This window comes from Paenibacillus sp. FSL P4-0081, assembly GCF_000758565.1.
Lineage (GTDB): Bacteria > Bacillota > Bacilli > Paenibacillales > Paenibacillaceae > Paenibacillus_AQ > Paenibacillus_AQ phytohabitans.
This window is the reverse complement of record NZ_CP009280.1, coordinates 7,695,692-7,721,103: the sequence shown is the minus strand read 5'-3', so window position 1 is coordinate 7,721,103 and position 25,412 is coordinate 7,695,692. Positions and strand designations below refer to the sequence as shown.

Sequence of the window (25,412 nt, the reverse complement as noted above, 5' to 3'; positions counted from 1 at the left end):
GGCATGATATATTATCTCTTGTGCTTATGAGACATCGACGCTGAAACAAGCGGCGAAGGAAAAAAAGTTGACATGAAATATAGAAACATGATATGATCTAATTCCTGTGCAAGATACATAATGTTGAAATGCCGGGAGCAAGTTCTTTGAAAACTGAACAAATGGAACGCGTTAATTTTTACAAGATTCATTTAATGAATCGTCAGTTTCAAAATGAGCAATCGCTCTTTCTAAATACAATTTGGAGAGTTTGATCCTGGCTCAGGACGAACGCTGGCGGCATGCCTAATACATGCAAGTCGAGCGGAGTTTGAATGGAAGCTTGCTTCCATTCTTACTTAGCGGCGGACGGGTGAGTAACACGTAGGCAACCTGCCCTCAAGACTGGGATAACTACCGGAAACGGTAGCTAATACCGGATAATTTCTTTCCTCTCCTGAAGAGAGAATGAAAGGCGGAGCAATCTGCCGCTTGGGGATGGGCCTGCGGCGCATTAGCTAGTTGGTGGGGTAACGGCCCACCAAGGCGACGATGCGTAGCCGACCTGAGAGGGTGAACGGCCACACTGGGACTGAGACACGGCCCAGACTCCTACGGGAGGCAGCAGTAGGGAATCTTCCGCAATGGGCGAAAGCCTGACGGAGCAATGCCGCGTGAGTGATGAAGGTTTTCGGATCGTAAAGCTCTGTTGCCAGGGAAGAACGTCCGGTAGAGTAACTGCTACCGGAGTGACGGTACCTGAGAAGAAAGCCCCGGCTAACTACGTGCCAGCAGCCGCGGTAATACGTAGGGGGCAAGCGTTGTCCGGAATTATTGGGCGTAAAGCGCGCGCAGGCGGTCATTTAAGTCTGGTGTTTAAACCTTGGGCTCAACCTGGGGTCGCACTGGAAACTGGGTGACTTGAGTACAGAAGAGGAAAGTGGAATTCCACGTGTAGCGGTGAAATGCGTAGATATGTGGAGGAACACCAGTGGCGAAGGCGACTTTCTGGGCTGTAACTGACGCTGAGGCGCGAAAGCGTGGGGAGCAAACAGGATTAGATACCCTGGTAGTCCACGCCGTAAACGATGAGTGCTAGGTGTTAGGGGTTTCGATACCCTTGGTGCCGAAGTTAACACAGTAAGCACTCCGCCTGGGGAGTACGGTCGCAAGACTGAAACTCAAAGGAATTGACGGGGACCCGCACAAGCAGTGGAGTATGTGGTTTAATTCGAAGCAACGCGAAGAACCTTACCAGGTCTTGACATCCCGATGAAAGCATTAGAGATAGTGCCCCTCTTCGGAGCATCGGAGACAGGTGGTGCATGGTTGTCGTCAGCTCGTGTCGTGAGATGTTGGGTTAAGTCCCGCAACGAGCGCAACCCTTGACTTTAGTTGCCAGCAGGTGAAGCTGGGCACTCTAGAGTGACTGCCGGTGACAAACCGGAGGAAGGTGGGGATGACGTCAAATCATCATGCCCCTTATGACCTGGGCTACACACGTACTACAATGGCCGGTACAACGGGAAGCGAAACCGCGAGGTGGAGCCAATCCCAGCAAAGCCGGTCTCAGTTCGGATTGCAGGCTGCAACTCGCCTGCATGAAGTCGGAATTGCTAGTAATCGCGGATCAGCATGCCGCGGTGAATACGTTCCCGGGTCTTGTACACACCGCCCGTCACACCACGAGAGTTTACAACACCCGAAGTCGGTGGGGTAACCCGCAAGGGAGCCAGCCGCCGAAGGTGGGGTAGATGATTGGGGTGAAGTCGTAACAAGGTAGCCGTATCGGAAGGTGCGGCTGGATCACCTCCTTTCTATGGAGAATCGTTTCCTGCAACGGAAACATTCAAATCGGAAGTATTACTTCCAAAAGATACTTAACGCGTATCCATTTGTTCGGTTTTGATGGAATTTGCGGGGCCATAGCTCAGCTGGGAGAGCGCCTGCCTTGCAAGCAGGAGGTCAGCGGTTCGATCCCGCTTGGCTCCACCAACAAACTTCATCAATTTGTTATGTCTAGAAACTTTAATATCTTCTGTAATTTCGAACAACACAACCGTGTTTGTCCCGTGATTACAGCACCTTGATCCTTGAAAACTGGATACCGAAACGAATTTGCGTTTTAGAACATCTTTTAGCTGAAACTTGTGTAAGCAAGTTGAAATAGTTATTAGTGCAGAACGAAGGTTTTCGATTGTGCAGCGACCTTTGGCTTTGAATGTGTTAGTGAATGGAGCAATCCATGAGCGGCATTCAAAACAAGATGAGCAAGCAAGCGAAACACCGGAGTGACGGTTAAGCTAATAAGAGCACACGGAGGATGCCTAGGCGCCAGGAGCCGACGAAGGACGTGGCGAACAACGAAACTGCCTCGGGGAGCTGTAAGCAAGCTTTGATCCGGGGGTGTCCGAATGGGGAAACCCAGCTGTGGTAATTCGCAGTTACTCGTATCTGAATACATAGGATACGCAGAGGCAGACCAGGGGAACTGAAACATCTAAGTACCCTGAGGAAGAGAAAACAATAGTGATTCCGTCAGTAGCGGCGAGCGAACGCGGAACAGCCTAAACCAAGAGGCTTGCCTCTTGGGGTTGTGGGACGTCTCACATGGAGTTACAAAGGAATATGGTAGGCGAAGAGGTCTGGAAAGGCCCGCGATAGAGGTAAAAGCCCTGTAGCCTAAACTGTGTTCTCTCCGAGACGGATCCCGAGTAGTGCGGGGCACGTGAAACCCCGTATGAATCCAGCAGGACCATCTGCTAAGGCTAAATACTACCTGGCGACCGATAGTGAAACAGTACCGTGAGGGAAAGGTGAAAAGCACCCCGGAAGGGGAGTGAAATAGAACCTGAAACCGTGTGCTTACAAAAAGTCAGAGCCCGATCTATGGGTGATGGCGTGCCTTTTGTAGAATGAACCGGCGAGTTACGTTTAACATGCAAGGTTAAGGTGAGAAGCCGGAGCCGCAGCGAAAGCGAGTCTGAATAGGGCGATTTAGTATGTGGACGTAGACCCGAAACCGTGTGATCTACCCCTGTCCAGGGTGAAGGTGCGGTAACACGCACTGGAGGCCCGAACCCACGCATGTTGAAAAATGCGGGGATGAGGTGGGGGTAGCGGAGAAATTCCAATCGAACTCGGAGATAGCTGGTTCTCCCCGAAATAGCTTTAGGGCTAGCCTCGGTGAATGGAGTGGTGGAGGTAGAGCACTGATTGGGTGCGGGGCCCGCAAGGGTTACCAAGCTCAGTCAAACTCCGAATGCCATTAACTTCTTGCCGGGAGTCAGACAGTGAGTGCTAAGATCCATTGTCAAAAGGGAAACAGCCCAGACCATCAGCTAAGGTCCCCAAGTGTGTGTTAAGTGGGAAAGGATGTGGAGTTGCACAGACAACCAGGATGTTGGCTTAGAAGCAGCCACCATTGAAAGAGTGCGTAATAGCTCACTGGTCGAGTGACTCTGCGCCGAAAATGTAACGGGGCTAAACACACCACCGAAGCTATGGCTAGATGCTTTGCATCTGGGGTAGGGGAGCGTTGTATGCAGGTTGAAGGTGTACCGTAAGGAGCGCTGGACAGCATACAAGTGAGAATGCCGGTATGAGTAACGAAAAGATCAGTGAGAATCTGATCCGCCGAAAGCCCAAGGTTTCCTGAGGAAGGCTCGTCCGCTCAGGGTAAGTCGGGACCTAAGGCGAGGCCGAAAGGCGTAGTCGAAGGACAACAGTTTGAAATTACTGTACCACCGTAATCCGCTATGAGCGATGGGGTGACGCAGGAGGGTAGTGACGCGGACTGATGGATATGTCCGTCTAAGCAGTGAGGCTGATGTGTAGGCAAATCCGCACATCACTAAGGCTGGGCTGTGATGGGGAGCGAAAATTGTAGTAGCGAAGGTCATGATCTCACACTGCCAAGAAAAGCCTCTAGCCAGGAGAAGGTGCCCGTACCGCAAACCGACACAGGTAGGCGAGAAGAGAATTCTAAGGCGCGCGGAAGAACTCTCGTTAAGGAACTCGGCAAAATGACCTCGTAACTTCGGGAGAAGAGGTGCCTCGGTAGGGTGAATAGCCCGAGGGGGCCGCAGTGAAAAGGCCCAAGCGACTGTTTAGCAAAAACACAGGTCTGTGCGAAGCCGCAAGGCGAAGTATACGGGCTGACGCCTGCCCGGTGCTGGAAGGTTAAGGGGAGTGGTTAGGGGTTAAACCCGAAGCTGTGAACCGAAGCCCCAGTAAACGGCGGCCGTAACTATAACGGTCCTAAGGTAGCGAAATTCCTTGTCAGGTAAATTCTGACCCGCACGAATGGCGTAACGACTTGGGCGCTGTCTCAACGAGAGATCCGGTGAAATTTTAATACCTGTGAAGATGCAGGTTACCCGCGACAAGACGGAAAGACCCCATGGAGCTTTACTGCAGCTTGATATTGAATTTGGGTACGATCTGTACAGGATAGGTGGGAGCCGTAGAGGCAGGAGCGCAAGCTTCTGCGGAGGCGCCGTTGGGATACCACCCTGATCGTATCTAGGTTCTAACCTGGTACCCTAATCGGGTACGGGGACCGTGTCAGGCGGGCAGTTTGACTGGGGCGGTCGCCTCCTAAAGAGTAACGGAGGCGTTCAAAGGTTCCCTCAGAATGGTTGGAAATCATTCGCAGAGTGCAAAGGCATAAGGGAGCTTGACTGCGAGACCTACAAGTCGAGCAGGGACGAAAGTCGGACTTAGTGATCCGGTGGTACCGCATGGAAGGGCCATCGCTCAACGGATAAAAGCTACCCTGGGGATAACAGGCTTATCTCCCCCAAGAGTCCACATCGACGGGGAGGTTTGGCACCTCGATGTCGGCTCATCGCATCCTGGGGCTGAAGTAGGTCCCAAGGGTTGGGCTGTTCGCCCATTAAAGCGGTACGCGAGCTGGGTTCAGAACGTCGTGAGACAGTTCGGTCCCTATCTGTCGTGGGCGCAGGAAATTTGAGAGGAGCTGTCCTTAGTACGAGAGGACCGGGATGGACGTACCGCTGGTGCATCAGTTGTTCCGCCAGGAGCATGGCTGAGTAGCTACGTACGGACGGGATAAGCGCTGAAAGCATCTAAGCGTGAAGCCCCCCTCAAGATGAGATTTCCCAATTAGTAAGACCCCTTGAAGACGACGAGGTAGATAGGTTGGAGGTGGAAGTGCAGCAATGCATGGAGCTGACCAATACTAATCGGTCGAGGGCTTATCCAAATTCTTAGAGCGCAGATTCGTTTCGGATTCAGTTTTCAGGTGATCAAGCCTGGCAGGATGTTAAACCTATGGTTTGATATTTTCTGCAGCGATTTCGAGAAGCGGAAGCTTCGAAAAATCATGTTTGGTGGCGATAGCGGAGGGGTTCCACGCGTACCCATCCCGAACACGACCGTTAAGCCCTCCAGCGCCGATGGTACTTGGACCGAAGGGTCCTGGGAGAGTAGGACGTTGCCAAGCACATGAAGCCATTGTTGAGTAATCGACAGTGGCTTTTTTGGTTTGTGCAGGGTTGTGGAAAAGCTGTGGATAAATTTCAGTAACTGCTGAAAACTTACGCACATGTGGATACAATTTCAGGAAGAAGTCTTTTCCCTGATAATGTGGATTAAAACGCATATTCAGGCGAATGAGTCAAGAGAAAACCTAAGTAATCCACTGTTTTTGTGGATAAAAAGTGAATTTTGTGGATAGATAAATATGAATCGTGGATAACTAATTTTTGCCGGAAGAAACTCTTTCCGGTTTTTTGTTTTATTGTTCAAAACCTGTGGATAACTTTTGTCCGCGGGCTATTTTTGTACCTCATTAGCTTCTGGACAATTTGCTTGATATACTCAATCTGAGCAACCATTGGACTCTATCTCTATAAATTCATTAACGGGGTGAGCAGCATGGAAATAAGGCAATTGCACGCAGATGATTTTGAAGAAGGCTTAGGCTTGTCAGAATATGCTTTTCAGTACAAGGTGATAGGAGAAGACAGGGAACGCGCCAGAGAGAAGTTCAAGCCGGAACAAATATGGGGAGTATTCGAAGGACCAAGTTTAAGTGCCAAGCTGGTACTTCTTCCACTTCAGGCATACATACAGGGCAAGCCCGTATCTATGGGCGGAATTGCGGGCGTAGCCTCGTGGCCGGAGAACCGCAGGCAGGGATATGTGGCCAAGCTGTTGACCCATGCGCTGCAAACCATGAACGAAGCAGGGCAAACACTGTCTTTTCTGCACCCGTTTTTAATCCCCTTTTACCGGAAATTCGGCTGGGAGATCTATTGTGAATATAAGAAATACAACATACCTGTGGATAAATTTCCGCGGAAGGCTGAAATACAGGGCTCTGTGAAGCGCGGGGCGGCTGATATTAAAGTATTGCAACAGCTGTATGTCTCATTTGCAGCCCGGTACAACGGCACACTGCAGCGTACGGAGGAATGGTGGAAGGAAAAAGTACTCGATGAAGATACACATCAGTGTGTATTTTATTCGCAGCAGGGTGAACCGGAAGGGTATGTGCTGTATAAAATAGTGAACAAAGAACTGGTCATCGATGAATTTGTCTATCTGAATGAGAAGGCCCGGCAAGGGCTGTGGACATTTCTGGCTAACCATGACTCTATGATCACCGGAGCTTCATTGAAGCTGGTTCCCTCTGATGACATTCTGCCGTATTTGCTTCCCGACCCGCGGATTGCCCAGGAGAATTATCCGTACTTCATGGCACGCATTGTCAACGCCCAAGCCTTTATAGAGAATTTGTCTTTCCATGCGCTGAGCGGTATCCGGGAGCGGCTGCTTTATATTGAAGATGAGCATGCCCCCTGGAATAACGGCCTGTGGCGGTGGACAGTAGCTGAACATGGGGAGGTATCATTTACTCAGATCCAGGGGGACAGATCAAACGCTGATCTTATATGCAGTATTGGTACACTTACCGCACTGTTGATGGGATACAGACGTCCAGTTGAAATGGCCCGGTATGGACAGTTATCCGGTACACATGAAGCTGTAGATTGGCTGGAGAAGCTGATCCCGCAGGCGCAAACGGCTTTATTTGATTTTTTCTGACAAACCTGAAGGCTCTTCCGCTTACATTAGAAGCAGGAGAGCCTAAAATACATATCCCCTTGCAATGGGATCCGTGAAGCTATTCGGAATACAATGCGGCTAAAAAGTAAAAAATAAGAGCAACCCCTTGGAATTCAGTGAGAATATGTTATAATATGAAAAAAGTCAAAGAAAGTCAAAGTCAACGCGAGCTCGACAGCAGTGTTCTTAGGATTGTAACAGTTGGAGGTCAGGCTCAGTACGAAGGCTATTGCAGCCGATTCGCACTTCAGTCCCCGGGTTAAATTCTTTAGAGCTATGTATGGACGGCGGACGTTGATACAGCACAAGCTTAACCAAGGCTTACACACTGGAGGATGAGTGATGCGTAATATCTCCGATATTATTGAACAATATCTGAAGAATATTTTGCATGAAAGTCCCGAAGGTACGGTGGAAATTCAGCGCAATGATCTGGCGGACCAGTTCTCCTGTGTGCCGTCGCAGATCAATTACGTCATCAGTACACGCTTTACTTTGGAAAAGGGATATGTAGTGGAGAGCAAACGCGGCGGTGGAGGGTATATCCGGATTCAGCGCTTCGAGTTGCCTCAGAATGTGGCACTGTATGCACATCTGAACTCCACAATAGGGAATGATATTGACCAGAATTCCGCCGAAGGACTGATTTATCAGCTGGAGGAGGCCCGTTTTCTCTCCAAGCGTGAAGCGTGTCTTATGCGGTCCGCTGTTTCCCGGGAATGCCTGACGGTTAATCTGCCGTACCGGGATGAGATTCGTGCCAAGCTAATGAAGGCCATGCTAATCTCTTTGTTAGGCAAATAATTGTCAAAATGTGAGGGAGGGACACCGCTCATGCTATGCCAGGAATGCGGGGTCAAACCGGCTACACTCCATTTCACGAAGATCGTGAACGGAGAGAAGACAGAATTTCATATTTGTGAAAGCTGTGCGCGGGAAAAAGGGGAGCTCATCCCCGGTACTGCCGGAGGATTCTCCATACACAGCTTGCTTTCCGGGCTGCTTGATCTGGAGAGCGCAGGCAAGGGCAAGTCAGAGGCCGCACAGACTGTGCAGGGGCTGCAGTGTGAGAACTGCGGTATGACCTACTCACAGTTCAGCAAGCTTGGACGGTTCGGCTGCAGCTCATGCTACAAATATTTTGACAGCACGCTGGACCCGCTCTTCAGACGGGTACACGGAAGTACAGCCCATGTGGGTAAGCTTCCCAAACGGGCGGGTGCACAGATCATGTGTAAACGCCAAATTGATGAGCTGAAGCAGGAATTACAGCAGAGCATTATGCAGGAGGAGTTTGAAACTGCAGCCGAGCTGAGGGACAGAATCCGCAAACTTGAAAAAGAAATGCCACAAGAGTAAAGTCTTTGATATATAGGAGGGGATTCCACATGTCAAGTCTCCGGTTTACCGAACAAGCACTTAGTGACTGGATGCGCTGCGGCGGGAGTCATTCCGAGATTGTTATCAGCAGCCGAATGCGTATCGCCCGTAATCTGGAGCACCTTCCTTTCCCGCTATTGGCGTCTGCGCAGCAGTCGGAAGAGGTGCTGGAGCAGCTTGCTCCTGTATTTCAGGGAGAAGCCTCTGCGGATTTCGGCAACTTTCAGCTGCTGAGGCTGGATGAGCTCGATGAGCTGGATAAAAAAGTACTGGTGGAGAAGCATCTGATCAGTCCTAATCTGGCTGATGATTCCAAAGGCGGAGCAGTCATTCTTAATGAGGACGAGTCAGTCAGCATTATGATCAACGAGGAGGATCATCTCCGCATTCAATGCCTGTTTCCGGGTCTGCAGGTGAGAGAAGCCTGGGTAAGGGCAACAGCCATCGATGATATCTTTGAGGCTGCTGTCAATTACGCTTTTGATGACCGCAGAGGATACCTGACCAGTTGTCCCACCAATGTGGGAACCGGGCTCAGAGCCTCGGTAATGGTTCATCTGCCGGCATTGGTTATGACCCATCAGATTAACCGGATTCTATCCGCTGTTAATCAGGTCGGTCTTACCGTTAGAGGAATTTATGGTGAAGGCAGCGAAGCAGTAGGGAATATCTTTCAGATTTCCAACCAGATTACGCTCGGTCAGACCGAGAATGAGATTATTGAGAATCTCCACAGCGTAGTCACCCAGATTATAGAGCATGAGCGGAACGCACGTGAGCGCTTGCTTGTGGATTCCGCCCTGCGGATTACCGACCGCATCAAACGTTCATATGGGATTTTAGCCTACGCGGCTGTGATGGAGCTTAAAGAGTCAGCACAGCGGCTCTCCGATCTAAGGCTTGGTGTAGATTTGGGGATACTGGAAGGGCCTTCGATTTCAGTGCTTAATGAGCTGAATGTCAAGACTCAGCCGGGTTTTCTGCAAAAGCTGTTCGGCGACGAGCTTTCGTCCACCGAACGCGATATGTACCGGGCGAAGCTGCTACGGGAAACACTGGGATCACAACATTAATTATAGATATATATTATCCGTGGAGGTGCAGGAGATATGATGTTTGGAAGATTTACGGAACGCGCACAAAAGGTGCTGGCGCTGGCGCAGGAAGAAGCCGTACGTTTGGGACACAACAACATTGGGACAGAACATATTTTGCTCGGACTGATTCGTGAAGGTGACGGCATTGCCGCCAAGGCACTGATCGGACTCGGTCTGGGTCTTGAGAAGATTCAGGATGAAGTGGAAACGCTGATTGGCAGAGGTCAGGAACAACCGACCAACATCGCTTATACTCCTCGTGCCAAAAAAGTTATCGAGCTGTCTATGGATGAAGCCCGCAAGCTTGGACATACGTACGTGGGCACAGAGCATATCCTGCTCGGACTCATCCGTGAAGGAGAGGGCGTAGCTGCCCGCGTGCTGAATAATCTCGGTATCAGCCTGAATAAAGCCCGCCAGCAGGTGCTGCAGCTTCTGGGCAGCAGTGAAGCCACTTCAAGCCATAGCGGTGCTCCGGTTAATGTCAGCACACCAACGCTGGATGGTCTGGCCCGTGACTTGACTGCCTATGCCAAGGACGGCAACCTCGACCCTGTTATCGGCCGTAGCAAGGAAATTGAACGTGTCATTCAGGTGCTCAGCCGCCGTACCAAGAATAATCCGGTACTGATCGGTGAGCCAGGAGTTGGTAAGACAGCAATTGCTGAAGGCCTGGCCCAAAAGATCATCAACAATGAAATTCCGGAAACCTTGCGCGACAAACGCGTAATGACCCTGGATATGGGTTCTGTAGTTGCCGGTACGAAATACCGCGGTGAGTTCGAGGACCGCCTCAAAAAAATCATGGATGAGATTCGCCAGGCAGGCAATATCGTGCTCTTCATCGATGAGCTGCATACGCTGATCGGAGCCGGTGGTGCGGAAGGTGCAATTGATGCCTCCAATATCCTGAAGCCCGCTCTGGCCCGTGGTGAACTGCAGTGCATCGGTGCCACAACGCTTGACGAATACCGTAAATACATTGAGAAAGACGCAGCACTTGAACGCCGCTTCCAGCCGATTACGGTGGATCAGCCTTCTCCTGCAGAAGCTGTACAGATCCTATTCGGTCTTCGGGACCGTTATGAAGCCCATCACCGGGTGAAGATTACGGATGAAGCTATTGTGGAAGCTGTGAAGCTGTCTGACCGCTATATCCCTGACCGGTTCCTGCCGGACAAAGCGATTGACCTGATTGATGAAGCAGGCTCCAAGGTAAGACTTAACTCTTACACGATCCCGCCGAATCTGAAGGAACTCGAAATGCGTCTGGATGATATCCGCAAGGAGAAGGATTCCGCTGTACAAAGCCAGGAATTCGAGAAGGCTGCAGCGCTGCGCGATACCGAGCAGAAGATCCGTGAAGAGCTGGACACAACGAAGAACCAGTGGAAAGAGAAGCAGGGCCGTACGGACTCCCAGGTTACACCTGAGGATATCGCACAGGTGGTTGCCAGCTGGACCGGAATTCCGGTCAGCAAGCTGAAGGAAGAAGAGACAGACCGTTTGCTGAATATGGAGTCTTTGCTGCATGAACGTGTAATCGGGCAGGATGAAGCCGTTAAGGCTGTCAGCCGGGCACTCCGCCGGGCGCGTGCGGGTCTGAAGGATCCGAAACGTCCAATGGGCTCCTTCATCTTCCTCGGTCCAACCGGGGTCGGTAAAACCGAGCTGGCACGGGCACTTGCCGAAGCCATGTTCGGTGACGAGAATGCGGTAATCCGTATCGATATGTCGGAGTACATGGAGAAGCATTCTACATCCCGTCTGGTCGGGGCGCCTCCAGGCTATGTAGGATATGAAGAAGGCGGACAGCTGACTGAGAAGGTACGCCGCAAACCGTATTCCGTGGTCCTGCTGGATGAGATTGAGAAGGCTCACCCTGAAGTATTCAATATTCTGCTGCAGGTACTGGAAGACGGCCGTCTGACCGACTCCAAAGGCCGTGTAGTCGATTTCCGCAATACCTTAATTATCCTGACCTCTAACGTAGGCGCACAAGCAATCCGTAAGAATTCGACTCTGGGCTTCACCGCGGTACAGGATGCCGGTGCCGATTACGGCAATATGAAGGGCAAGGTAATGGAAGAGCTGAAGAAGAGCTTCCGCCCTGAGTTCCTGAACCGGATCGACGAGATTATTGTCTTCCACTCTCTGGATGAGAAGCATATCGCCGAGATCGTTACCCTGATGTCCGAGGAGCTGCGCAAGCGTCTGCGTGAATATGATGTAGACTTCCTGCTTACTGACGGCGCCAAGGCGTTCCTGGCCAAAGAGGGCTATGACCCGGCCTTCGGTGCCCGCCCGCTCCGCCGGGCGATTCAGAAGCACATCGAAGACCGCCTTTCCGAAGAGCTGCTTAAGGGCAACATCAAGAAAGGTGACTCCCTCAACATTGATGAGGTGAACGGTGAGCTTGTGGTAACCAAAGTGGAAGTGCCGGCCGAGCTCTCCCTGGAGAAGGAAGAGAGGGAAGTCGAAACTGAATAATTTTCCAGCAATATGAAACAAAGCTCCCGCTCCTCCGTATAGAGGGGCGGGAGCTTTTATATGTCCGGAATGATTAATAATTCTGCCCTGAATCAGGCAGGTTAAGGAGGACGCAAACGAAAAGTAGATCTTAAGTGACCTTTCGTTCAGTGTGCAGAAATGGTAAACTTTGATTAAGAGGAAATTATCCGCAATTTTAGCAAGTTCGGACCGTAAGGAGCGCACATGGCCAAACCAAAAACAAAATTTTTCTGCACCGAATGTGGTTACGAATCACCGAAATGGTTCGGGAAATGCCCGGGCTGCCAGGAATGGAACTCAATGGTGGAAGAAACGGAAAGCGTAGTCAAAACCCAAGGCATGAATGCACCTATTTTTCAGAGTAAAGAAAAGGCGCAATCGATCATAAATATAGAAAGTGACAAAGAGCCGCGTATCCTGACAGGCATCGGAGAGCTTAACCGTGTGCTTGGCGGCGGTATCGTACCCGGCTCGCTGGTACTGGTCGGTGGCGACCCCGGAATCGGGAAGTCCACACTGCTGCTGCAGACATCGCACGCCCTTACAACCCAGGGGCTCCGTGTTCTGTATATCTCCGGGGAAGAATCGGTGCGCCAGACCAAGCTTCGGGCTGACCGCCTCGGGGCGTTGTCGGCGGAACTGTATGTTCTGTGTGAGACGAACATGGAGAGCATTGAAGAAGCAATCGAGCAGATTAAGCCGCAGTTTCTGGTCATCGACTCGATCCAGACCGTATTTATGCCTGAAGTGACCAGTGCGCCAGGCAGTGTAACACAGGTGCGGGAATGTACGACAAGATTTATGCGGATTGCCAAAATCCGTGGAATCGCAACGGTACTTGTAGGACATGTAACGAAAGAAGGCGCAATTGCCGGTCCACGGATGCTGGAGCATATGGTGGACTGTGTGCTCTATTTCGAAGGGGAACGTCATCATACGTACCGGTTGCTGCGTGCGGTGAAGAACCGCTTTGGCTCAACCAATGAAATCGGTATTTTCGAGATGGGTGAGGTTGGCCTTACCGAGGTGGAGAACCCTTCCGAGCTGTTTCTTTCTGAACGGCCGCTCGGAGTGGCCGGTTCCGCGGTTGTAGCCAGCATGGAAGGCACAAGACCGGTGCTTGTTGAATTACAGGCGCTGGTTGCAGCAACCCATTTCCCTTCGCCCCGCAGAATGTGCACAGGTATGGATCATCAGAGAATGGCGCTGATCATTGCTGTCCTGGAGAAACGGATGGGCATGTTCCTGCAGAATCAGGATGCTTACCTCAATGTTGCCGGAGGTGTTAAGCTGGATGAGCCGGCGGTGGATCTGGCTGTCGCCATCAGTATTGCTTCCAGCTTCCGGGATATTCCGACCAAGCCGTATGATGTGTTTTTTGGGGAGGTAGGACTTACCGGCGAGGTGAGAGGGGTGTCACGCGCAGAGATGCGGGTGAAGGAGGCCGCTAAGCTCGGCTTCCGGCGGGTAATTATGCCTGAGAAAAGCATGAAAGGCTGGAAGCATCCGCAGGATATCCAGATTATAGGCGTCAGCACCGTAGCAGATGCACTAGCGGTCGCGTTAGATTAGGGGGCACAGGGACATGAAAGAATACAATCCATTAGATAATATGAATGATCTGCTTAGAATGGCCGCACCCGGAACACCTTTCCGGGAGGGGCTGGAGAATGTGCTGCGCGCGAAGACCGGGGCACTTATTGTTGTCGGATACAGTCCGGAAGTGATGGAAGTTGTCGATGGCGGATTCTCCATTAACTGCGATTTTTCACCCAATTATTTATACGAGCTGGCCAAAATGGACGGAGCGATCATCCTGAGTGAGGATCTGAAGCGGATTCTGTATGCCAACACCCAGCTGATCCCCGATTCCTCTATTTCATCCATCGAGACAGGCATCCGTCACCGGACCGCTGAACGGGTGGCTAAACAGACCGGCAAACTGGTTGTTTCCATTTCCCAGCGGCGGAATATAATCACCCTGTATCAGGGCTCTATCCGCTATGCGCTGAAGGAGATCGGAGCGATTCTGGCCAAAGCCAATCAGGCGATTCAGACCTTAGAAAAGTATAAAGCCGTGCTGACACAGGGGTTGACTAACCTTTCTGCTGCCGAATATGAGGGGCTTGTGACGGTGGCTGAGGTAGTCGGCGTGATCCAGCGGGTAGAAATGGTATTGCGGATCAAAATGGAAATTAAGCGTTATATTAACGAACTCGGCAATGAAGGCCGGCTGATCAGCATGCAGATGGAAGAACTGGTCGGAAATACAGAGGAAGAAGCCTGGCTTCTGTACAGAGACTATGCAAGAGAGGAGCAGGAGGACAAAATCCGCGAAATTATCGCCGGGCTGAAGCGAAGCAGTGACGATGAATTGATGGATGACAATCATATTGCCCGCTTGCTGGGCTATTCCTCCACGGCTATTGCATCCGAGGAAGCCGTAACTCCGCGCGGTTACCGTCTGCTCAACAAAATTCCGCGGCTGCCGAATGTGATCATCCACAATCTGGTGGAACGCTTTGAAATGCTGCCTAATCTGATGACGGCGAGCATTGCTGAACTTGATGAGGTAGACGGCATTGGCGAGGTTCGCGCACGTAATATTCAGGACGGACTGAAGCGGCTCCAGAAACAAGTTCTTATTGACAGGCAAATGTAAATAACATACAATCACGTAATATTGGGAACCCATGAAGTTCAAAGTAGGAAAATTGAGGTGAAGAAATGATACAAAAATCAATTCCGAGTCTTTTTACCATCGGTAATCTGATGCTTGGAATGTTTGGTATCATGATGGCGTTTGACGGTAAGCTGAGCATGGCCGCTATCATGGTGATTATCGCTATGCTGCTCGACGGGCTCGATGGCCGTGTTGCGCGCGCGCTGAAGTGTGAGAGTGAGTTCGGCAAGGAGCTGGATTCCTTATCCGATGTAGTTTCTTTCGGTGTGGCACCAGCGCTGATCATGTATCTCACAAGCCTGCAGGATTTGAACTCTGCACTAGGATGGACTATTACAGCGATTTTCCCGGTGTTTGGAGCTTTGCGTCTGGCCCGGTTTAATGTCCGCCCGGGGATTCCGGGATATTTTGTAGGATTGCCGATTCCTGCTGCAGGTGGCGTTCTGGCCACGCTGGCACTTTTTCATAAAGATGTATCTGCACCGTTTATGATTGTCGCTACCCTGCTGCTGTCTTACCTGATGGTTAGCACGGTGAAGTACCCTAACTTCAAGAAGATCGGCTTCCCCAAAAAGGCAGTTATAGGTGCACCTGTAGTAATTGTGATCGCCGTAGCGGTAGCCGTTGTTTTCCCTGAACAGATTGCCAAGCTGATCTTTGCTTTGCTTGCGTTATATGCCCTATACGGGTTCAGGCAGAGTCTGGGCCTCTTGACAGCCCGTCGTCAACGCCGCCGCAGGAAGAGACATGCGGAAGATAAGGTGTATCACTCCAAGAACGGATAGTCCTAACTACGTAATTATTACTTTTTTTATCTATACACAAAAGGCTGTGCCCTCCCTGACTCAGGAGAAGGCACAGCCTTTTCTGTATTTGTAACGGATGAAGGAGAGCGCGGGCTGCCCTGCTAGGACAAGTTAAATAATCCGAGTGTAGCGCATTTTTGAGATTCCTTTGACACAACCTCGTCCATATTAATATCGAGCAAATTGCAAAGTGCAGACATATAGAACAGCTCGCGGCCCAGTTCTGAGGCAATGACTTCCCGGCAGTTCTCACACAGTTCACCTTCAAGGTGGGTTCCGGCAAGCTCTTTGGCTTGTTCAAGTCCCAAAGCCGGTTCGAAGACCTGCTTAGTTGCGTGCAGCTGAATGCAGCCGCATTCAGTAATGGATTTGACGACAGCTCGGTTGACGGATGCACTGCTCTGTCCGTTCTTGGACATTACATCCAGAAGACTGCGGTGACGGAGCAGCAGTTCGGAAACTTGATCCTGGAAAGCCTGTAAACTTGGTGCGCTCATTTTCCATTCACCCCTGGGTTCGTAATTGAGTTCATTATATGCCAGGGTCTCCCCTGTTTTCAACAAGGAATAGAAGTTTACGGCAGGCTTTGCAGACCAGGAAATTAATGGATTCAGAAAAAATAACGGCCCCCCGGATTATCGTCCTGAAAATTGGAACATACTGGTGAGGTATAGATGATTTTTGGATGAATAGAAGGAGGTGCTGGTTATGTGGAAAAAGATTATTTTGACGCTTGCCGGGTTATGTGGAGCCTGGTCCGGTTATTCGCTATATCATGCGGCAGAAAGAGGGTTCCCGAAGGGCATGGGGAAACTGGGTGATAGCTTGCCTGTGGAAGGAAGCATTTTGTTTGCGGTGCTGGGTGCCATTATTTTTTTGATTGCGGGGACGTTATGCGCGGATTGGGCGAGTACAAAACTGCAGGAGGCGGTTCAGTATTGTTCGCGTATACCGATGAGCGAACTCGCTGCAGGCGCTGCAGGGCTTACAGGAGGTCTGCTGCTGTCACTGCTGCTGTATCCAGTCATGGCCTGGCTGGGCAAGGCCGGAGAGCTGCTGCAGGTGGCAGCAACCCTGGCTCTGGGTTATATGGGCCTGCGGATCGGGCTGGAGAAGAAGGAAGAGCTGGCTTCGCTATGGACTACCGGACGCTGGGGACGTTCTGCTGAACCGGAGGGACGGGGACCTGAGGAGCATAAGATTCTTGATACGAGCGTTATTATCGATGGCCGGATTGCCGATATCTGCAAAACGGGTTTCATTGAAGGAACCATCGTTATTCCCGAGTTTGTTCTTGAGGAGCTTCAGCATATCGCGGATTCGTCAGATCTGCTGAAGCGCAACCGCGGGCGCAGAGGGCTTGATATCCTAAACAAGATTCAGAAAGAGCTGGATGTCAAAGTGCTGATCTACGAAGGTGATTTCGAGGAGATTTCCGAAGTGGACAGCAAGCTGGTCAAGCTGGCTAAGGTGCTGCATGGCAAGGTTGTCACCAATGACTTCAATCTCAACAAGGTTTGCGAGCTCCAGGGCGTATCGGTGCTGAATATTAACGATCTGGCCAACGCGGTGAAGCCGGTGGTTCTGCCTGGTGAGGAAATTATTGTGCAGGTGATCAAAGACGGCAAAGAACATGGACAAGGCGTGGCTTATCTTGACGACGGCACCATGATTGTCGTGGAAGGCGGCCGTGATTATATCGGCACTACGATGGAGGTCCTGGTTACCAGTGTGCTACAGACTTCCGCAGGCCGGATGATTTTTGCCAAACCGAAGCTGCTGGAAAAAGCGCAATAAGGGTAAATCAGCCCCTGGAGCGGTCTTATAGGCTTGGAAATGCCGTCCAAACACGTTATGATGGGGATATACGTGAAAGACAGGAGCCGAAAGAATGTCAAACAGTGTAGGCGCCGTTATAGTGGCGGCAGGCAGAGGGACACGAATGGGAACGGCAGAGAGCAAACAATATCTGCTGCTTCAGGGCAAACCGATTATCGTGCATACCCTGGAGGTATTCCAGAAGCATGAACTCATCTCTGAAATCGTGCTTGTCACCGGTGAAGAGGATGTGCAGCGCTGCCGGCAATGGGTACAGGCCTACAAGCTGGACAAAGTGTCTGTTGTTATTCCGGGAGGGGCTGAACGCCAGCACTCGGTACGCCGGGGACTGGGAGAACTTACGACCACCTGGGTAATGGTACATGATGGTGTCCGGCCTTTCGTACAGGGCAGTGAGATTGAAGCTTGTTATGAACGGGCCAGATCTGCCGGAGCCTCTGTGCTTGCAGTTCCGGTTAAGGATACGATCAAGCAGGTGGATGGCGAAGGCAATGTGCTGTCTACGCCGGACCGGCGAAGTCTGTGGGCGATTCAGACCCCGCAGACTTTTCGTCTGTCCGAACTGTTGTCAGCCTATGACGAGGCAGAACGTGACGGCTTCCTCGGTACAGATGACTCCAGTCTGGCGGAACGCAGCGGAATTACCGTTTCTGTAGTAGAAGGAAGCTACAGGAATATTAAGATTACGACACCGGAAGACCTGGATTTCGCTGAATTCACAGAAAGAAGCAGGGGAGAGGAACAGAGATGATCGCTGTAGGACAAGGATTTGACGTGCATCAGCTGGTGGAAGGAAGGCCGTGTATTATTGGGGGAGTGACTATTCCCTATGAGAAGGGGTTACTGGGACACTCTGACGCGGATGTGCTCCTGCATGCAGTAAGCGATGCTATACTTGGGGCGCTTGGACTGGGGGATATCGGCAGACATTTTCCAGATACCGATCCTGCCTTCAAGGATGCAGACAGCCTGAAGCTGCTGGAGCATGTATGGGCGCTTGCCCGTGACCGGGGATACCGGCTGGGAAATATAGATTCGACCATCATTGCCCAGAAACCCAAAATGGCGCCTTATATTCCGCAAATGACCGAGGTTATTGCCCGTGCACTGGATGCGGACCTCTCAAAGGTCAATGTAAAAGCGACAACTACCGAGCAGCTCGGCTTCGCCGGACGCGGAGAAGGAATTGCCGCACAATCTATTGTCTGTCTGCTCCAAGATGTGATATCATCTTGAGATGGCTGAAGTAACAACAGCCTAATTTTAACCAATATGAAGCGGAGGGAAACCCATGACGGATCAAGTCCGGGTGCGTTACGCACCGAGCCCTACGGGACATTTACATATCGGAAATGCCAGAACGGCGTTGTTTAACTACCTGTTCGCCCGCAATCTGGGCGGCAAATTCATTATCCGGATCGAAGATACAGACCTTAAGCGTAATATCGCAGAAGGTGAAGAAAGCCAGTTGAAATATTTGAAATGGCTGGGAATGGACTGGGATGAGAGCGTAGATGTAGGCGGCGAATATGGCCCTTACCGCCAGACAGAACGTCTGGATCTGTACCGTGTCTACTGGCAGGATCTGCTGGACCGCGGCCTTGCTTACCGCTGTTATTGTACAGAAGAGGAGCTGGAAACAGAGCGTGAAGAGCAGACCGCACGCGGCGAAACCCCGCGTTATTCCGGCAGACACCGTAATCTGACGGAGGAGCAGCGCCTTGCCTATGAGGCGGAAGGCCGTATTGCCAGCATCCGTTTCCTGGTTCCGGAAGACCGTACTTATACCTTCAATGATATTGTTAAAGGCAGCATTTCGTTCAACACCAAAGAAATGGGCGACTTTGTTATCGTGAAGAAGGATGGTATTCCAACCTATAACTTCGCTGTAGCTGTAGATGACCATTTGATGGCCATCTCCCATGTGCTGCGCGGGGAAGACCATATCTCCAACACGCCGCGTCAGCTCATGATCTATGAAGCTCTTGGCTGGGAAGCGCCGCTGTTCGGCCACATGACACTGATTGTCGGCGATGACCACAAGAAGCTGAGCAAACGGAATGAATCGATCATTCAGTTTATCGAGCAGTATGACCAGCTTGGCTATCTGCCGGAAGCGCTCTTCAACTTCATCACATTACTCGGCTGGTCGCCGGAGGGTGAGGAGGAGATTTTCAGCAAGGAACAGCTGATCTCTATCTTCACTGCCGACCGTCTGTCGAAGAGCCCGGCTGTATTCGATACGAACAAGCTGGCACATCTCAATAATCACTATATCAAGCATGCCGATCCTAAGCGGATCGCGGCACTTGCTATTCCCCATCTGCAGAAGGCGGGACGTCTGCCGGAGGTTCTGAGTGATGAGCAGCAGATCTGGGCAGAGAGCCTGGTTGCGCTGTATCAGGAACAGATGAACTCCGCTTCGGATATTGTGGGGCTCTCCGAGCTCTTCTTCCGCAGCCATCTGGAACTGGAGACGGAAGCGGCACAAGTACTTGCCGAAGCCCAGGTTCCTGAAGTGCTCTCCGCTTTTCTCGCTAAAGTGGAAGCTGCTGAGGATTTCAGCGCTGCCAATATGGCTGTGCTGATCAAAGAAGTCCAGAAGGAAACCGGACACAAAGGCAAGGCGCTGTTTATGCCGATCCGTGTCGCTCTAACCGGTCAGATGCATGGCCGTGATTTGAATGCGACCATCGCGCTGCTTAGCCGGGACCGGGTCATCGAACGTCTGAAATCGCAGATCAAAGGCGCATAAACCGGGGGATATGAGGGTAGAACCCCTTGTCAGCCCTGCGGCTTTTCGCTAAGATAGAAGAATATAATAACTAATAATAGCTGTGATCAGGAAAAGTACGCGTATACGGGCAATTGCCAGAGAGAATAACCGCTGAGGGAGATGTCCCTTGCAGGCTGGGAGTTATTCATTTGTCTGCCGCTGAACATGCACCTGTGAGCTGCACAGTTGAGCGTCCCTGTCTGTCAGGGGACAGTAGACTGTGCCGGGGACGTTGCCGTTACAGACGCCAAGAGGAACACCGCATGCACCTGCCGCGAAGTTAACGGCAGTCTGATTGTGCGAATGTTCAAGCAGAGTGGGACCGCGGTTAAACGTCTCTGCAGCATAATGCTGCAGGGGCGTTTTTTGTTGAACTATAAGGATACCGATTGAATGCTCACAGCATACAGATGAATAGAGCAAGTGGGCTGAAGACACTATCTTCCTTTGCGCACCTGTAAACAGGAGGTGGGGAAGTCAAAGAAGAGGGGAACCGTGATGTTTAAGCATATCAAGTCGGACATTCGGGCAGTATTCGACAACGATCCCGCTGCCCGCAGCAAGTTCGAGGTTGTCTTCACCTACGCCGGACTTCATGCCATCTGGGCACACCGGATTGCCCACTCTTTTTATAAACGCCGCTGGTTTACACTGGCACGCATCGTATCGCAGATAAGCAGATTTATGACCGGAGTGGAGATTCATCCGGGTGCGGTTGTCGGCAGCCGGTTGTTCATCGACCATGGAATGGGTATAGTCATTGGTGAAACCTGTGAGATTGGTGACGATGTCATTATCTATCAGGGGGTCACACTTGGAGGGACAGGGAAAGAAAAGGGCAAACGCCATCCTACCGTCGGCAACAATGTTGTCATCGGCTCCGGTGCCAAAGTACTGGGATCGTTTAGAATCGGCGATAATTGCAATATCGGCTCCAATTCAGTGGTTCTGCGCGAAGTGCCCAGCAACAGCACCGTTGTTGGAAATCCCGGACGCGTGGTTAAGCGCAACGGGGAACGCGTGTCCGACCGGCTGGATCATACCCAGATGCCGGATCCGCTGATTGATTCCCTGCGTTTCCTGCAGAAGGAAATCGAAGAGCTGCGCGAGCAGATGGGGTCTGAAGACAAGCAGAAGAAGGAACAGCGGCGGCTGGAGAGCCAGCAGTATATCGGCGATTATGAAATATAACCATATGGAGATTCAAGAGAATCCAGGGGGAACAGAAAGGATTGGGAACAGAATGGCTGTACAGATTTATAACACAATGACACGGAGCAAGGAAGAATTCATACCGCAGGAACCTGGCAAAGTAAAAATGTATGTATGCGGTCCAACCGTTTACGGCTATATGCATATCGGGAATGCCAGACCGGTTATCGTTTTTGATATGGTCCGCAACTACCTGGAGGCCCTCGGCAATGAAGTCCGCTATCTGACGAACTTTACCGATGTGGATGATAAAATGATCCGCAAAGCGGAAGAAATGAACATTACTGTAGCTGAGGTTGCAGAAATGTTCATCTCCGCCTATCAGGAGGATCTGGCCGGACTTGGTGTAAAGCCGGCAACAATGAATCCGCGCGTTACAGAGAGCATGGACAAGATCATTGAGTTCATTAAGGAGCTTGAGGAGAAGGGATATGCTTACGAGAACGGCGGAGATGTGTACTACCGGACCGGCAAGTTTGCCAATTATGGCAAGCTGTCAGGCCAGAATCTGGAGGAGCTGCGCTTCGGTATCCGTGTCGAGGTGGATTCACGCAAGGAGAACCAGGAGGATTTTGTGCTCTGGAAGGCAGCCAAGCCGGGTGAGGTACACTGGTCCAGTCCATGGGGAGAGGGGCGTCCGGGCTGGCATATTGAGTGCTCGGCAATGGTCCGCGAATATTTGGGTACAACGATCGACATCCATGGCGGCGGTGAGGATTTGAAGTTCCCGCACCATGAGTGCGAATGCGCGCAAACAGAAGTACTGACGGGTGAGCCGCTGTCGAAGTATTGGATGCACAACGCATTTTTGAACATTGGTGATGAGAAAATGTCGAAATCACTTGGAAACGGTCTCCTTGTGAAGGATATTCGTGCACGCTTCAAAGCGGGGACTATCCGTTATTTCATGCTTTCAAGCCATTACCGCAATCAGCTGAACTTCTCGGAGGAAGCACTGCTGTCTGCTGAAAAAAGCGTGGAGCGCATCACTACGGCAGCAGGTAATGTGAAGCATCGCCTTGAACTGGATACGGACGGGGCAGAGGGAGCGGCAAGTCCGCAGATCGTGGAACGCCTGGCAGCTATTGTTGGCAATTTCCACGCCAGAATGCAGGATGATTTCAATACGCCGGATGCGATTACCGCTCTGTTTGACTGGGTAAGCCTGGCCAATTTGACGCTTGCTGATAATGACGCTCATTCCGCAGACTTTGCAGCACTGCTGAAGGCTTTTTCCGAAATGAATTCAGTACTGCGCCTTACTCCGGAGGCTGATGAAGAGGTCGCCAGTGAAGAGGTTGAGCGTCTCATTGCTGAACGCGCTGAAGCGCGCAAGAATAAGAACTGGAGCCGGTCCGATGAAATCCGCGATGAGCTGAATGCTCTGGGCATCCTGCTGGAAGACACTCCACAGGGAATGCGGTGGCGGCGTAAATGAGCGGGCAGTTTGATCTGAACAGCGCATGGTTCCCGTATGAACCGTCCAAGCCGGCCCGTTTGCTCTCGCCAATTGTTCTGGCGTATGCAGGAGATGCCATTTATGAAGTGGCTGTGCGGCAGTATCTGATTTCGCTGCCCAATCTGCGTCCGAATCATCTGCACCGCTCGGCAACGGGACTGGTCTCGGCCAAAGCCCAGAGCACGATTCTTGCCTACCTTGAGCCGGTGCTTACGGAGGAAGAGAAGGATGTGGTAAGACGAGGGCGCAATGCCAAGTCCGGCACGATTCCCAAAAACGCGGATGTGCTGGAATACCGCCACGCGACTGCTTTTGAATGCCTGATCGGGCATTTGTATTATACAGGACAGCAGACGAGAATCCAGGAGCTTGTTCACAGCAGCATCGAATACATGTTGAACCGGACCAAGTGAGTTTAAACAGGCCGCGGAGTTTATAGTTATATATGGGTACTTAGAACAGGAGACATGAACATGGAAGAATTGAGAACGGAAGAGGAAATACTGGCGGGCAAGCATTCAGTCCTTGAAGCGCTTCGTGCCGGCCGGACACTGAACAAAATATGGATCGCCGAAACTGCACAAAAGCACTTAACGGCACCTATCGTCGCTGAAGCCCGCAAAGCAGGCATTGTAATTCAGCATGTAGATAAGCGGAAGCTGGATCAGCTTGCACCGGGAGTTCAGCATCAAGGGGTGGTAGCGCAGGCGGCACCGTTTGCCTACACCGAGGTTGCTGATATTCTTGCGGCTGCTGAAGCCAAAGGGGAACCGCCTTTTCTTCTTTTGCTGGATGAAATTGAGGACCCTCATAACCTGGGATCTATCTTGCGTACTGCCGACTGCACCGGTGTGCATGGTGTCATTGTACCGAAACGGCGTTCGGCGCAGATTACAGCAACAGTATCCAAAACCTCTGCCGGTGCAGTGGAATATGTGCCTGTTGCACGCGTAACCAATCTGGGCCAGACGATAGACCGCCTGAAGGAACTAGGGGTGTGGGTGGTTGGAACCGATGTGGATACGGATCAGAATCTCTTCGGATCTGATATTTTTACCGGACCGGTAGCAGTGGTTATCGGCAATGAGAATAAAGGAATGGGCCGCCTGATCCGTGAAAAATGCGATGTGCTGCTGAAGCTGCCGATGGCGGGAAGAATCAACTCTCTTAATGCTTCCGTAGCAGCCGGTGTAATTATGTACGAGGTGCTCCGCCGCCGGCAAGAACAGGGATAACTATGGCAGACTGGCGCGATATACTGCTCGTGGACGGATACAACATGATCGGCGGCTGGCCGGAACTTGCGGCGCTGTCGCAGACCGGCATGCAGGGGGCACGCGACCGGCTGCTCGATATGCTGGCCGATTATCAGGCATTCTCCGGGCTGCGCGTCATAGCCGTATTCGATGCATACCGTGTGCCGGGACTTGGACGGTCGTTTGTACAGGGGAAAGTCCAGGTCTTCTTCACTAAGGAAAAGGAAACGGCAGATGAATGCATTGAGCGGCTGGTGGGAGAATTCACTCACCGCCGCAGACAGATTTCTGTGGCGACCAGCGATTTTGTGGAGCAGCATGTTGTTTTTGCACAAGGGGCGCTCCGGATCTCGGCAAGAGAACTGAGACTGGAGATTGAAGAGAATCATAAACAGGTTAAAAAGGCTATTGAACCGGGAAGTGTAAGCAGCACCCGTCACTCCCTGGAAGACAAGCTGCCTCCGGAAACGCGGAAACGTCTTGAAGACTGGCGCAGGCAGTAATTAAGAAATGCCATAATATGTTATAGAAGATTGTTTTTGGACAATCTTCGGTTGACGTTGTAAGGTAACATAATATATACTGATCCTATATTTCGCGAAGTAACGATGTGTCTTGCGTTGCAGCCGGGGGGATTCTTGGTGAGTGTCGACCTCAAGGAATTAATGCTATCCGAGTATGATTTCATAAGTGATGAAGAAATTGTCGAGATCTTCCGTGGTGGCGACAGTGGCGCATTGGAACATTTAATCAACAAGTACCGTAATTTCGTACGTGCCAAGGCTCGTTCCTATTTTTTGATCGGGGCAGATCGTGAAGATATTGTACAGGAAGGCATGATTGGCTTATATAAGGCAATTCGTGACTTCAAGGGGGACAAGCTTTCCTCGTTCAAGGCGTTTGCCGAGCTGTGCATCACCCGACAGATTATAACTGCCATTAAGACGGCGACCCGCCAGAAGCATATTCCGCTGAACTCATATGTCTCGCTCGACAAACCCATCTATGATGAGGATTCCGACCGGACGCTGATGGATGTGATTTGCGGAACGCAGGTGCTTGATCCTGAAGAACTGATTATCAACCAGGAGGAGTTCATCGGACTGGAAGATAAGATGGCGGAGATCCTTAGTGATCTGGAACGCAAGGTTCTGATGCTCTATCTGGATGGACGGTCCTATCAGGAAATTGCTGAGGACTTGAAGCGGCATGTGAAGTCTATTGACAATGCTCTGCAGCGAGTGAAACGTAAGTTGGAAAGATATCTGGAAGTGCGTGACAATTAATGATATAATGAACTAGAAAGGCTCGGGACTCGA

Annotated in this window: 19 protein-coding genes, 1 tRNA gene and 3 rRNA genes; 22 read left to right on the top strand and 1 reads right to left on the bottom strand. The window is 51.2% G+C overall.

Going from position 1 to position 25,412, the window contains the following annotated elements:
- The first annotated feature begins 238 nt into the window (after nucleotides 1-238).
- From P40081_RS32975 to pssA, 12 genes are all read left to right on the top strand, one after another.
- Nucleotides 239-1,796: ribosomal RNA gene (locus P40081_RS32975) — 16S ribosomal RNA — on the top strand.
- A 102-nt stretch (nucleotides 1,797-1,898) separates the two neighbouring features.
- Nucleotides 1,899-1,974, top strand: a tRNA-Ala gene (locus tag P40081_RS32970).
- A gap of 301 nt (nucleotides 1,975-2,275) precedes the next feature.
- Nucleotides 2,276-5,206 (top strand): 23S ribosomal RNA (locus tag P40081_RS32965).
- Nucleotides 5,207-5,329: 123 nt separating this feature from the next.
- A 5S ribosomal RNA gene (gene rrf / locus P40081_RS32960) occupies nucleotides 5,330-5,446 on the top strand.
- The 16S, 23S and 5S rRNA genes sit together here with 1 tRNA gene alongside, the layout of an rRNA operon.
- A gap of 434 nt (nucleotides 5,447-5,880) precedes the next feature.
- On the top strand, nucleotides 5,881-7,053 hold the full coding sequence (locus P40081_RS32955; RefSeq protein WP_042140147.1) for a GNAT family N-acetyltransferase: 1,173 nt from the start codon (nucleotides 5,881-5,883) through the stop codon (nucleotides 7,051-7,053).
- 363 nt (nucleotides 7,054-7,416) lie between these two features.
- Nucleotides 7,417-7,878 (top strand): CtsR family transcriptional regulator, encoded by a 462-nt coding sequence (locus tag P40081_RS32950; protein ID WP_039298529.1) that lies wholly within the window; start codon nucleotides 7,417-7,419, stop codon nucleotides 7,876-7,878.
- A gap of 30 nt (nucleotides 7,879-7,908) precedes the next feature.
- Nucleotides 7,909-8,433 carry a protein-arginine kinase activator protein McsA gene (locus P40081_RS32945; RefSeq protein WP_039298531.1) on the top strand — a complete coding sequence of 175 codons (525 nt, stop codon included), beginning with the start codon at nucleotides 7,909-7,911 and terminating at the stop codon, nucleotides 8,431-8,433.
- 29 nt (nucleotides 8,434-8,462) lie between these two features.
- Nucleotides 8,463-9,527, top strand: coding sequence for a protein-arginine kinase McsB (locus tag P40081_RS32940; RefSeq protein ID WP_039298534.1), 1,065 nt, complete (start codon nucleotides 8,463-8,465; stop codon nucleotides 9,525-9,527).
- A gap of 36 nt (nucleotides 9,528-9,563) precedes the next feature.
- Entirely contained in the window at nucleotides 9,564-12,041 is a 2,478-nt protein-coding gene (gene clpC / locus P40081_RS32935; RefSeq protein ID WP_042140146.1) for an ATP-dependent protease ATP-binding subunit ClpC, read from the top strand.
- A gap of 225 nt (nucleotides 12,042-12,266) precedes the next feature.
- Entirely contained in the window at nucleotides 12,267-13,634 is a 1,368-nt protein-coding gene (radA, locus tag P40081_RS32930; protein ID WP_039298540.1) for a DNA repair protein RadA, read from the top strand.
- A gap of 13 nt (nucleotides 13,635-13,647) precedes the next feature.
- Nucleotides 13,648-14,724: a DNA integrity scanning diadenylate cyclase DisA gene (gene disA, locus P40081_RS32925; protein ID WP_039298543.1), complete on the top strand. Its 1,077-nt coding sequence runs from the start codon at nucleotides 13,648-13,650 to the stop codon at nucleotides 14,722-14,724.
- Between the two features lie 65 nt (nucleotides 14,725-14,789).
- Entirely contained in the window at nucleotides 14,790-15,530 is a 741-nt protein-coding gene (gene pssA, locus P40081_RS32920) for a CDP-diacylglycerol--serine O-phosphatidyltransferase (protein ID WP_039298546.1), read from the top strand.
- Nucleotides 15,531-15,652: 122 nt separating this feature from the next.
- On the opposite strand, the gene P40081_RS32915 is transcribed toward pssA, so the two are convergent.
- Nucleotides 15,653-16,048 carry a nucleoside triphosphate pyrophosphohydrolase family protein gene (locus tag P40081_RS32915; RefSeq protein WP_039298549.1) on the bottom strand — a complete coding sequence of 132 codons (396 nt, stop codon included), beginning with the start codon at nucleotides 16,046-16,048 and terminating at the stop codon, nucleotides 15,653-15,655.
- A gap of 211 nt (nucleotides 16,049-16,259) precedes the next feature.
- Between P40081_RS32915 and P40081_RS32910 the strand changes: the two genes are divergently transcribed.
- From P40081_RS32910 to sigH, 10 genes are all read left to right on the top strand, one after another.
- Nucleotides 16,260-17,348, top strand: coding sequence for a PIN/TRAM domain-containing protein (locus P40081_RS32910; RefSeq protein ID WP_042140145.1), 1,089 nt, complete (start codon nucleotides 16,260-16,262; stop codon nucleotides 17,346-17,348).
- Between the two features lie 94 nt (nucleotides 17,349-17,442).
- On the top strand, nucleotides 17,443-18,141 hold the full coding sequence (ispD, locus tag P40081_RS32905) for a 2-C-methyl-D-erythritol 4-phosphate cytidylyltransferase (protein ID WP_039298554.1): 699 nt from the start codon (nucleotides 17,443-17,445) through the stop codon (nucleotides 18,139-18,141).
- The gene (ispF, locus tag P40081_RS32900) at nucleotides 18,138-18,626 is read left to right on the top strand and encodes a 2-C-methyl-D-erythritol 2,4-cyclodiphosphate synthase (protein WP_042140144.1); all 489 of its coding nucleotides are present in this window, start codon (nucleotides 18,138-18,140) and stop codon (nucleotides 18,624-18,626) included. Before ispD ends, ispF begins: the two co-directional genes overlap by 4 nt.
- Before the next feature lie 55 nt (nucleotides 18,627-18,681).
- Nucleotides 18,682-20,145 carry a glutamate--tRNA ligase gene (gltX, locus tag P40081_RS32895; RefSeq protein WP_042140143.1) on the top strand — a complete coding sequence of 488 codons (1,464 nt, stop codon included), beginning with the start codon at nucleotides 18,682-18,684 and terminating at the stop codon, nucleotides 20,143-20,145.
- 519 nt (nucleotides 20,146-20,664) lie between these two features.
- Complete coding sequence (cysE, locus tag P40081_RS32890; protein WP_042140142.1) at nucleotides 20,665-21,357, top strand: serine O-acetyltransferase; 693 nt, start codon at nucleotides 20,665-20,667, stop codon at nucleotides 21,355-21,357.
- 52 nt (nucleotides 21,358-21,409) lie between these two features.
- On the top strand, nucleotides 21,410-22,816 hold the full coding sequence (gene cysS / locus P40081_RS32885; RefSeq protein ID WP_042141725.1) for a cysteine--tRNA ligase: 1,407 nt from the start codon (nucleotides 21,410-21,412) through the stop codon (nucleotides 22,814-22,816).
- Complete coding sequence (locus P40081_RS32880; protein WP_042140141.1) at nucleotides 22,813-23,250, top strand: Mini-ribonuclease 3; 438 nt, start codon at nucleotides 22,813-22,815, stop codon at nucleotides 23,248-23,250. Before cysS ends, P40081_RS32880 begins: the two co-directional genes overlap by 4 nt.
- 60 nt (nucleotides 23,251-23,310) lie before the next feature.
- The gene (rlmB, locus tag P40081_RS32875; RefSeq protein ID WP_042140140.1) at nucleotides 23,311-24,072 is read left to right on the top strand and encodes a 23S rRNA (guanosine(2251)-2'-O)-methyltransferase RlmB; all 762 of its coding nucleotides are present in this window, start codon (nucleotides 23,311-23,313) and stop codon (nucleotides 24,070-24,072) included.
- 2 nt (nucleotides 24,073-24,074) lie between these two features.
- Nucleotides 24,075-24,596, top strand: a complete 522-nt coding sequence (locus P40081_RS32870) for an NYN domain-containing protein (protein ID WP_039298569.1) — start codon at nucleotides 24,075-24,077, stop codon at nucleotides 24,594-24,596.
- Between the two features lie 138 nt (nucleotides 24,597-24,734).
- A complete protein-coding gene (sigH, locus tag P40081_RS32865) occupies nucleotides 24,735-25,379 on the top strand; it encodes an RNA polymerase sporulation sigma factor SigH (RefSeq protein ID WP_020427086.1) in 645 nt (214 codons plus the stop codon).
- Nucleotides 25,380-25,412: the final 33 nt, after the last annotated feature.

Coding starts and splice junctions, on each gene's coding strand:
- P40081_RS32955 (WP_042140147.1), top strand. CDS start 5,881: ATGGAAATAAGGCAATTGCACGCAGATGATTTTGAAGAAGGCTTAGGC.
- P40081_RS32950 (WP_039298529.1), top strand. CDS start 7,417: ATGCGTAATATCTCCGATATTATTGAACAATATCTGAAGAATATTTTG.
- P40081_RS32945 (WP_039298531.1), top strand. CDS start 7,909: ATGCTATGCCAGGAATGCGGGGTCAAACCGGCTACACTCCATTTCACG.
- P40081_RS32940 (WP_039298534.1), top strand. CDS start 8,463: ATGTCAAGTCTCCGGTTTACCGAACAAGCACTTAGTGACTGGATGCGC.
- clpC (WP_042140146.1), top strand. CDS start 9,564: ATGATGTTTGGAAGATTTACGGAACGCGCACAAAAGGTGCTGGCGCTG.
- radA (WP_039298540.1), top strand. CDS start 12,267: ATGGCCAAACCAAAAACAAAATTTTTCTGCACCGAATGTGGTTACGAA.
- disA (WP_039298543.1), top strand. CDS start 13,648: ATGAAAGAATACAATCCATTAGATAATATGAATGATCTGCTTAGAATG.
- pssA (WP_039298546.1), top strand. CDS start 14,790: ATGATACAAAAATCAATTCCGAGTCTTTTTACCATCGGTAATCTGATG.
- P40081_RS32915 (WP_039298549.1), bottom strand. CDS start 16,048: ATGAGCGCACCAAGTTTACAGGCTTTCCAGGATCAAGTTTCCGAACTG.
- P40081_RS32910 (WP_042140145.1), top strand. CDS start 16,260: ATGTGGAAAAAGATTATTTTGACGCTTGCCGGGTTATGTGGAGCCTGG.
- ispD (WP_039298554.1), top strand. CDS start 17,443: ATGTCAAACAGTGTAGGCGCCGTTATAGTGGCGGCAGGCAGAGGGACA.
- ispF (WP_042140144.1), top strand. CDS start 18,138: ATGATCGCTGTAGGACAAGGATTTGACGTGCATCAGCTGGTGGAAGGA.
- gltX (WP_042140143.1), top strand. CDS start 18,682: ATGACGGATCAAGTCCGGGTGCGTTACGCACCGAGCCCTACGGGACAT.
- cysE (WP_042140142.1), top strand. CDS start 20,665: ATGTTTAAGCATATCAAGTCGGACATTCGGGCAGTATTCGACAACGAT.
- cysS (WP_042141725.1), top strand. CDS start 21,410: ATGGCTGTACAGATTTATAACACAATGACACGGAGCAAGGAAGAATTC.
- P40081_RS32880 (WP_042140141.1), top strand. CDS start 22,813: ATGAGCGGGCAGTTTGATCTGAACAGCGCATGGTTCCCGTATGAACCG.
- rlmB (WP_042140140.1), top strand. CDS start 23,311: ATGGAAGAATTGAGAACGGAAGAGGAAATACTGGCGGGCAAGCATTCA.
- P40081_RS32870 (WP_039298569.1), top strand. CDS start 24,075: ATGGCAGACTGGCGCGATATACTGCTCGTGGACGGATACAACATGATC.